Origin of the sequence: Nostoc foliaceum FACHB-393 (assembly GCF_014698505.1) — a bacterium.
Lineage (GTDB): Bacteria > Cyanobacteriota > Cyanobacteriia > Cyanobacteriales > Nostocaceae > Nostoc > Nostoc foliaceum_A.
In genome coordinates, this window is record NZ_JACJTD010000128.1 from 1 (window position 1) to 7798 (window position 7798).

The 7798-nt window shown below is 42.9% G+C and carries 14 protein-coding genes; 6 read left to right on the plus strand and 8 right to left on the minus strand.

Features of this window, described 5'->3' with window-relative positions; translation table 11 throughout:
- Positions 1-83: 83 nt before the first annotated feature.
- The 8 genes from H6G92_RS37295 to H6G92_RS37330 form a co-directional block, all read right to left on the minus strand.
- A complete protein-coding gene (locus H6G92_RS37295; protein WP_190901728.1) occupies positions 84-296 on the minus strand; it encodes a hypothetical protein in 213 nt (70 codons plus the stop codon).
- Positions 293-754: a hypothetical protein gene (locus H6G92_RS37300; RefSeq protein ID WP_190901730.1), complete on the minus strand. Its 462-nt coding sequence runs from the start codon at positions 752-754 to the stop codon at positions 293-295. The genes H6G92_RS37295 and H6G92_RS37300 overlap by 4 nt, the downstream gene beginning before the upstream one ends.
- Before the next feature lie 85 nt (positions 755-839).
- A complete protein-coding gene (locus H6G92_RS37305; RefSeq protein WP_190737789.1) occupies positions 840-1076 on the minus strand; it encodes a hypothetical protein in 237 nt (78 codons plus the stop codon).
- Between the two features lie 123 nt (positions 1077-1199).
- The gene (locus tag H6G92_RS37310) at positions 1200-2087 is read right to left on the minus strand and encodes a hypothetical protein (RefSeq protein ID WP_190901713.1); all 888 of its coding nucleotides are present in this window, start codon (positions 2085-2087) and stop codon (positions 1200-1202) included.
- A gap of 40 nt (positions 2088-2127) precedes the next feature.
- A complete protein-coding gene (locus tag H6G92_RS37315) occupies positions 2128-2586 on the minus strand; it encodes a DUF1392 domain-containing protein (RefSeq protein WP_190901715.1) in 459 nt (152 codons plus the stop codon).
- A 25-nt stretch (positions 2587-2611) separates the two neighbouring features.
- Complete coding sequence (locus H6G92_RS37320) at positions 2612-2815, minus strand: hypothetical protein (protein WP_190901717.1); 204 nt, start codon at positions 2813-2815, stop codon at positions 2612-2614.
- The gene (locus H6G92_RS37325) at positions 2808-3134 is read right to left on the minus strand and encodes a hypothetical protein (RefSeq protein ID WP_190901719.1); all 327 of its coding nucleotides are present in this window, start codon (positions 3132-3134) and stop codon (positions 2808-2810) included. The genes H6G92_RS37320 and H6G92_RS37325 overlap by 8 nt, the downstream gene beginning before the upstream one ends.
- A gap of 176 nt (positions 3135-3310) precedes the next feature.
- On the minus strand, positions 3311-4201 hold the full coding sequence (locus H6G92_RS37330; protein WP_190901721.1) for a hypothetical protein: 891 nt from the start codon (positions 4199-4201) through the stop codon (positions 3311-3313).
- 239 nt (positions 4202-4440) lie between these two features.
- Here H6G92_RS37330 and H6G92_RS37335 point away from each other — a divergent pair, with 239 nt between their 5' ends.
- From H6G92_RS37335 to H6G92_RS37355, 6 genes are all read left to right on the plus strand, one after another.
- Positions 4441-4695 carry a hypothetical protein gene (locus H6G92_RS37335; protein WP_094329294.1) on the plus strand — a complete coding sequence of 85 codons (255 nt, stop codon included), beginning with the start codon at positions 4441-4443 and terminating at the stop codon, positions 4693-4695.
- A 117-nt stretch (positions 4696-4812) separates the two neighbouring features.
- Positions 4813-5814 (plus strand): hypothetical protein, encoded by a 1002-nt coding sequence (locus H6G92_RS37340; protein ID WP_190901727.1) that lies wholly within the window; start codon positions 4813-4815, stop codon positions 5812-5814.
- Between the two features lie 58 nt (positions 5815-5872).
- The gene (locus H6G92_RS37345; protein WP_190901723.1) at positions 5873-6457 is read left to right on the plus strand and encodes a DinB family protein; all 585 of its coding nucleotides are present in this window, start codon (positions 5873-5875) and stop codon (positions 6455-6457) included.
- Complete coding sequence (locus H6G92_RS40085) at positions 6454-6675, plus strand: hypothetical protein (protein WP_242059500.1); 222 nt, start codon at positions 6454-6456, stop codon at positions 6673-6675. Before H6G92_RS37345 ends, H6G92_RS40085 begins: the two co-directional genes overlap by 4 nt.
- Positions 6650-6817, plus strand: a complete 168-nt coding sequence (locus H6G92_RS40090; RefSeq protein ID WP_242059501.1) for a hypothetical protein — start codon at positions 6650-6652, stop codon at positions 6815-6817. Before H6G92_RS40085 ends, H6G92_RS40090 begins: the two co-directional genes overlap by 26 nt.
- An 82-nt stretch (positions 6818-6899) precedes the next feature.
- Positions 6900-7679 carry a hypothetical protein gene (locus H6G92_RS37355; RefSeq protein ID WP_190901725.1) on the plus strand — a complete coding sequence of 260 codons (780 nt, stop codon included), beginning with the start codon at positions 6900-6902 and terminating at the stop codon, positions 7677-7679.
- The last annotated feature ends 119 nt before the right edge of the window (positions 7680-7798 follow it).

Genomic DNA, 7798 nt, shown 5'->3' on the forward strand with positions numbered 1-7798 from the left:
CCCCCCTCGTAATGATTATCATTTTTATAATGAGTGAGATTTAATTTCCTCAAAGCCTTATGTAGTTTGAGTCTTGGCGTATTTCACCCTGATTCAGGCTCGTCAATATTTAGATGCGTTTGCCCTGCCCCATGCCCCACACACGGCTCACCAATCACACCAGATAACGGAACATGGCGCAGTAGTTCTGTAGTAAACCAGGACGGAGATTCATAAAAGTTCAGTGGATGTCTACCAACACTTTCTATAGATGCACTTGTATCTGGTTGTGGTGTCAGCAGTTGTGTGGCAGTCATACCGAATCCTCACTAAATTCAATGTGGCTTAAAGTCTGAAGTTCAACAGCTAATCCACTTAAGAAATTTTGGAGTTCAACTGTTGCCAATTCTTTGGATATCTCCTTTTCTGACGTATAAATAAGTTGCTTGTGATGCCCAAAGTAAACTTCTGTACGAGTTAAGTTTTGCTCTGTATCAGTTAACAGAGTCAAAGTAAATCTTCCAAGTTTACAAAAGTAATAGGGACGCTTTGAACTCCAAGGCTTTCCAAGCTGCCAAGTGATTTGGGGCTTTTTACCAATGTGAACACTGATAGATTCAAAATCAACGTGGAAAATATTCAGTAAAGGAAGCATTTCGCCACTGTTGTAATGGTCTACAACGTGCTGTCTAATGCCTAGTTCTGCTAAACCTTCAGGAATATCAATGTGAGCTTCAGATGAAATTTTTTCAACTACTGTGACTATGGCTTTCATATCCGTTTAACCATCTTGTAATTTGTAAGAAAATATTTAGGAAGGTGTATTACTCGCGCTTCAATTAAACCCCTGGCAACGAACGTTATTCAGGGAATAAACAATCAGTTTCATATTCGTCATCATCCTCATCTGAACCTTCATCTTTGATGGATTCAAATTCTTCGATTGCGAAAATAGCCATAGCCACACACGCTCTTTCTGCTGGATGTGTAGCTGATTGCATCCGATATGATTCGGGGACTACATAGCCTTGGATCGCGTAGAATTTCTTAGCTAGTTTTTCAATGAGTACATCTTTCTGGAAGTAGCCGAGTTCCATATCTTTTCCCCTCAAGGTAAAATTTACCTTTGTTGTAAAAGTCTTAATTCTTGATTACTTGGCGATCGCTCTGCTTGACCAATGACCGATGACCAATGACCAATGACCAATGACCAATGACCATTAAGCAGTAACTACAGCTTTCTTACTAACGAAAGCCCCCGCCTGCCTTAGCGCTGCACCAGGACTGGGATGAGCAAAGAACTCTTCTACAGCTTTGGTCAACCCAGCCGCAACAACCGGATCGTGACAAGCGTAGACATAGATGGGCTGTTGAACGCCATTAACCAATCGTGTTTCTTGGCGATCGCCTAATTGTGGGTAAAACGTGCGAACCCATGTCCCCAAGTGTCCGCGATAGTGAGGGCCATTGATAGGGACTTTCTTTCCAAGTTCGCTCTCTGCAAAGTTCACAACCCCTAACCAGCGTTCTTCTGAAGGGGTTAGCAATTTTCTGTTGTGTTCAGCCAAAAGGTTGCCGGCATAGTCTTTGAATTGCTGTTCCATGTATGGGTTGAGTCTGCCACCAGTTAACTCAGCTAAAGTCTTCATTGCCAGGACAAGAGTATGCAATCGCTGTTCAACTGGGGGGAGGGCTGGTGTGGAGGGTTGTTCTTGTTGTTGAGTAGCAGGTTTTGTCCAGCCCAGAATGTCTTGCATCCAGGCGCGAACACCGATCCGGTTAAAAGCTTTGCATACAAGTCTGGCTTGCTGTTTGCAGTGCCGCCCAGCATCAAAAGCGTAATATTCAATAACAGCAGCAACACCCATATCAGGTATTCCCTCATTCCAGGTTTCCAGTGCCGCAGGGCTAAATCCCTGTTGTATAAGGCTTTGGGCTAATGCAGAGGGTTGCAGTGCCGCACTTAGTAACGCACGACGAAGCGAAGAATCTTGTACATCTGCCAGCCTTGCAGTTGCCCGAATACTGGCTTTACCTTGTCCATGAGAGTCAACAGTGATTTCTTGCTTTATCTGTTCAATAATTTGAGCTATTTCGATTTGTGACATAACTTTAGTTGGGTGATAATTTGTTGTTGATTAGAAAGAATTAGGCATTTACGCGCACCAAACTTTTTTCACCGACCAACGAAAAGCGATTAAGTATGGTTGGTGTTTCAGCCAATGTTGGCGATACCAATTCGACAAGGTAAAACCAAAACTTATCCACAAGTACAACTCCTAAAATCAGCCGTTGCTTTGTGTCATCACCATAAGAACATAGGATTACTTTCTGCCCTAAAACGAAAGCAGGTTTTTGCACCGTGAGAGCTTCTAATTGACCAGTCCCAATGATTTGATATTCTGTAGCGTGGGCAATTTCATCACCACAGATGACTGTATAAAGCCAACACTCATGTTTCCATTGCACACCAGAGCAATAACCAAGTGTTCTTGTAGTTTTCAGGTAAACTCTCTCTAGTAAATTCACCTCAATAGGTGGAATTATTTGACCCCAAGGTGGGGAGATATACCAACTAGTTTTGAGAGCGTTAACGTAGTCAATCATGCTTTTCTTCCCTGGGATTAATAACCTAAAAATCCTTGGCAATCTCCAACAAAAAGCCGCGTCCCGTGTTCTGCACTTGCACCAGTTTTTTATCCAACAGAGTTTGAATAACTGAATCGGAGAATTGGAATTGCAAACGGTGCAGAGGCACACAACCACCACAAAGCTGAATCGAACGCAGCAAATGATTAGCTCTACGGTCAAAGTTTTCGTCAACCGTATTAGGCATTTGTAAAACCTCCGGTTAATACGGCTAACTGTTGTTGCAAAATAGAGATTTGCTGTTGATAAAACTCAATCTCTGCGGTAATTTCTAAGAATAATTCTTCTGGTGTGAGCGGTTGGATTTGATCCTCTTTCAAGTACGATATTTCATCAGAATTCTTGTTAGGCATCAGCGCATAACGCCAGCCATCATCAAATTGTTCAGCCAACTCTGTACCCAAAGGATAGTAATAAAGTCCCAGTATGATGCCCTGTTGTGTACGCTGTTCCAAGTTAAAGCGAGGGTAGGGCCAGTGTTGTGGGATCGAAATTGTGGGTTGCATAGATGAATAGGTGAATGAAGGGAAAATGAAAGAAGAATTCAGGAGCCAGAATTCAGAAGTCAGAATCTTGGGAAGAGGTGGGAAAAAGAGTAGAAAGGAAGGCAGATTTTATTAACTTCTGCACCCTACTCTTTGTTTTTTTACTGACTCCTGACTCCTGGATTCTGACTACTGAATTACGCTGTAACTAACTCCGCTCTCTCCAGCAGGCGTTGCAATTTATCGCCAGTTAGCTGTTCTAAGGGTTGGTCTAAAAAATATTCATCAAAAATGGATTTACCATCAGTAGACACGTCCACCATCGACAATGAGCGCACGGCATCAAGCACGGAGTTAGAATACTGCTGCTGGACTGAATAACGCCTCTTCACCCACCAGTTCCCGTTAGTGCATCCGACTTGCCCCAGTTTTACGGCGTTGTTGTTGTAAATGCCATCATCGAGAATTTCAAACCCGTAATTCTGGCACTCGTTGAAGATATGCGCCATGATTCGGTTTTCGGTCGAAGAGGAAGGCATGGGGGCAGAGGTGCAGAGGGGCAGAGGAGAAAGTTGTTGTAGGTTTTTCCCCTCTGCACCCCTGCTCCCCTGCACCTCTGCTTTCTCCTGCACAGGTAATGAACCATCTTTGTAGTGAGTGCAGATGAAGCGATCGCAACGCATTAGAGTGTTGGCACGGAATACTTCTTTATCGTTGATCATGACTACCCAGCGTTGGGTTAAGTGGCTATCGTCATGGCTGATACTGGCTACCAGTTTGTCATCAGCGTAATATTCGTGATGGTCAAATGAGATTTCGACTATTCTGAGGGGTTCAGGAGCTACGGCTTGCGCTTGGTCAGCGATGTAGTTTTCGAGTTCGGTTTGGGCGAGGGCTTGGTCGTCGGGGGCAGCAGGGGCAAGTTTCTGAATCTTGCTTGCCTGATATTTAGCGATCGCAGTAATCCAAGAATCCTTACAGCGTTTGTCGCTTACTTCCACTGTGCAGGCGATTTCGCTGTAGATTTGCTTGAGTCGGGCAATGGATTTCAGTTGCAGCTGTTGTTGGCTGTAGATGATATAAGTCATAATTAAAATTCCCTGTACGAGTGTATGGGTTTTTCAAAAGGCGATCGCTTCCAAAGTTTCCGAGGCTAAGGGCGATTGCCTTTTGTGATAGTTATATTATGATAGCCTGCTAACTGATTGTCAATATACTGATTAGCAGTTATTCTGTTAATTGATAGCCTGTATGTTGATTGGCTGTTATTCTGTAATCAGATAAGCGTTAATGGAGGTTAATCATTAAAAACGTGTTAGCAGTTTGGATGGAAGCATATATTGATATTTCGCAATGGTGGCCCAAAACAGAAGATGGTAGCCTCTTGTCTGTCTACGCAGTTCATAGGCAGTTTGAGGGTAGCCCGAATGAAGTCACTAGACATACCTTGACTGTCGCCCGTGATGGCAGGCTAAAAAAAGCGGATATCGATAATTTAGTAAAACTAGCAAGGATTTGCTCTGTGCTGTCTGGAGAGTTAGTAACTGTCAATGACATTGTGAAAATTCAAGAGGACTCGTGAAGATGATAATGCTCCACCGAGTTCAATCCCAGAGCATTATTGCCATAACTCACCACATACTTAATCTATTTGTCATTGATTTTGAGCAAATACTATTGAATTGAAAGGGGTGGAATGATGGCTAAACCATCTTCTAGGCGTAAAAAAGCCACCTCTGCCGCAGAGATAAATTCAAAATCACTCAGTAACTCTGCAAATGAAGATATCTCTGTTGAGGAAAATCCATCTACAGCAACAATTACGGTTAGTGCTGTTGAAGTAGAAGAATTGACCGACGAGGAACAAAGCGATCGCCTGCACTTAGAGCGCCGTGTAGAAAGAGCAGTTTTTGAAGCTGGCAAAGCGCTGATGGAATTACGCGATCGTAGGCTGTACCGTTCCACCCACAGCACTTTTGAGGAGTATTGCAAAGACAGGTTTGGATTTCAGCGTCGTCATCCTTACAGATTAATCGAAGCTTCGGCTGTGTTTGATAACTTGATGAAGATGTGTCCCAATGGGACACAAACTGAAACTGAATCAAGCGATGCGGAAATTTATTCCAGTGGGACACAAACTGAAAATGAGGAAATGTGTCCCATTGGGACACAAATTTTGCCTACGAGTGAACGTCAGGTTAGACCGATAACAAAGCTGGAACCTCAACAGCAATGGGAAGTATGGCAGACGGCAGTGGAAGAAGCCGGAGGTAAAGTACCATCTGCTAGAGTTGTAGGCGATGTAGTACAACGGATCATGGAACGGACAAAAGCGCCAAATCCTTATCATGTTGGGGAAGTCTGCCAGATTATTGCCAAAGATAATCCTGATTTACGAGGAAAAGGCGGATGTTGGGGCATCGTCAATCATGTAGGTGAGTTCAGCAGCACAGTCACAATGTGGGATGGAGAGTACACTGTGAGAATCGATCACTTGAAGCCACTAAATTACTTGGAGTCGGAATGTGAGCAGATGCAGCACATTAGCGATCGCATCAGTAGGTTACGGGAAAATGAAAACTTGGAAGATGCCCCAAGTGCTATGTTGAAGTACCTGGGGGAGTTGAAGCGCCCGTATTTGACTGCGGTGGAGGAGAAACTGTTGGGTTTGATTGAGCAGGAATATGGGATTATAGATTAACCGATGATGAATGTTTCAAGTGATTTAACTAAACAAATGTTATGTAGTGCAATTACTTATGAGAACACTTTCACATCATTTTTTGACAATGGCTTACAACAACGCTTGGGCTAATTATCGTTTGTTAAAAGCTTGTAGTTGTTTGAGCCAAGCAGAGTTTGTTGCAACAAGAACAAGTTTATTTCCTTCAATTAAAGCAACACTGAATCATGTATTGACTGTAGATTGGTACTATATTGATGCTTTGGAGCGCAGCATTAATAACAGACAGCCAAATAGCGAAGCCGAGAAATTTTTTGAGCCAGAAGAGCCTTTTGAGATATGTACAAAGTTACAACAAGCACAACATGAAGCTGACAAGCGTTTAATTGGAGTCACTAAATATCTAACAGATGCAATAATTGATAATCCAGTTGCCATCCCTCGACGCAGTGGGATTCATACCGAACAAACTTCACGACTTCTTGCCCACCTTTTTCAGCATCAGATTCATCATCGTGGGCAGGTACATGCGATGCTAGCCGGAACGCAAGTAAAACCACCACAACTTGATGAGTTCTTTTGTGCCAATGAAGCAGCTTTGCGAGAAGAGGACTTAAGAGAGCTTGGTTTTTCCGAACAAGAAATTTGGGAAAGCAGATGACCCTATGCCAAATCCTAGCCAAGGATAATTCTGAACTCAAGGGGAAAGGCGGCTGTTGGGACATCGTTAATCAGGTGAATGATTTTAGCTGCACTGTGAAAATGTGGGATAGCGAGTACACGGTTGGTTTGCAGCACCTCAAATCTTACAATTACCTGCCTGCCGAATGTGAGCAGATGCAGGTGATTTGCGATGGCGCAAGCGCCCAGCGTAGCTGATCGCATCAATCGGGTGTATTCGAGTGGGCTGGAGGAATCAGTGCAGAGGTTTTTGGAGATGCTGGGGAAGCTGAATCGGGCTTATTTGACGGCTTTAGAAGAGAAATTGTTGAGTTTGCTGGAAGCTGAAATTGCAAATTAACTGTTAAATAATGTTTGACTGTCCTCCTTGTTACTTCTGGTTGAAATAGGCTATTTATGTAGTGCTAAGGGGATTTATCAAGATGCCAAAAAAGAGCCAGAGCAATTCTTTAGGTAAGATTAAACAAGAAACCTCTGTTGGTTCGCGCATCTTTGAAGCACTTACAGAAGGGGAAATTTCCCAGCTACTGGATGAATTATTTGCGGTTTTATCCGACGAACAGCGAGTAACTGTGTTTGCTCAACTGCAAGGGAATACCCAAGAGACTTTAACTCAAATCATCGCTCCACCTCAAACAGTAGAACAGGTAAAAACAAGCAAAGCACAACCAACTTCTTTGGCAAAATTAGCTCAAACTTGGTCCCAATTATGGGGAGAATGGAATGAAATTATTACCGAAGCGTCCCAGTCAGAGGGGAAATACATAGTCCAAGAGGAAAGCTGGGAAGAACCTTATTTTGATGACTGTACTTTTGTTGAAGATTTAGAAGCTATTGCACAAAAGATGAAGCCATTGGTAAAAACGGCTTTTGAGAATGGCTTTAGTAATGATGATGGTTTTGCAGCCAGTTTGTTGTCAGCAGAAAGTGAAATCTCTAATGGTATACCCGACTGGATGGAAATTGTTAATGGTATTAATTTGGAAGGAGCGACAACAAGTAGCTTATTGGAATGGGAATGGTTCTTGGTGCAGTCACAAGGACAAGATGGGTTCAAATTAGCTCAAAGAATTAGGGAATTGGATGAGGAATTTTACCACACCAGTTTAGATGATGATGCTGTGATCGATTTCTTTTCCAATTTACCTGATGTTGAAAAAAAGTTAATTTTTGACGGATTGACAGCCAATCGAGCTGATTGACTGACAAAAGTCTGAGTACAAGAAATTGAAGCAGAGAAAAAAGGAGGCGCAGACTTCCATAACGAGTAATTTCGCCGTACTCTAGCTGGTGGCTAAACATAGATAGAGAAATAGATGGA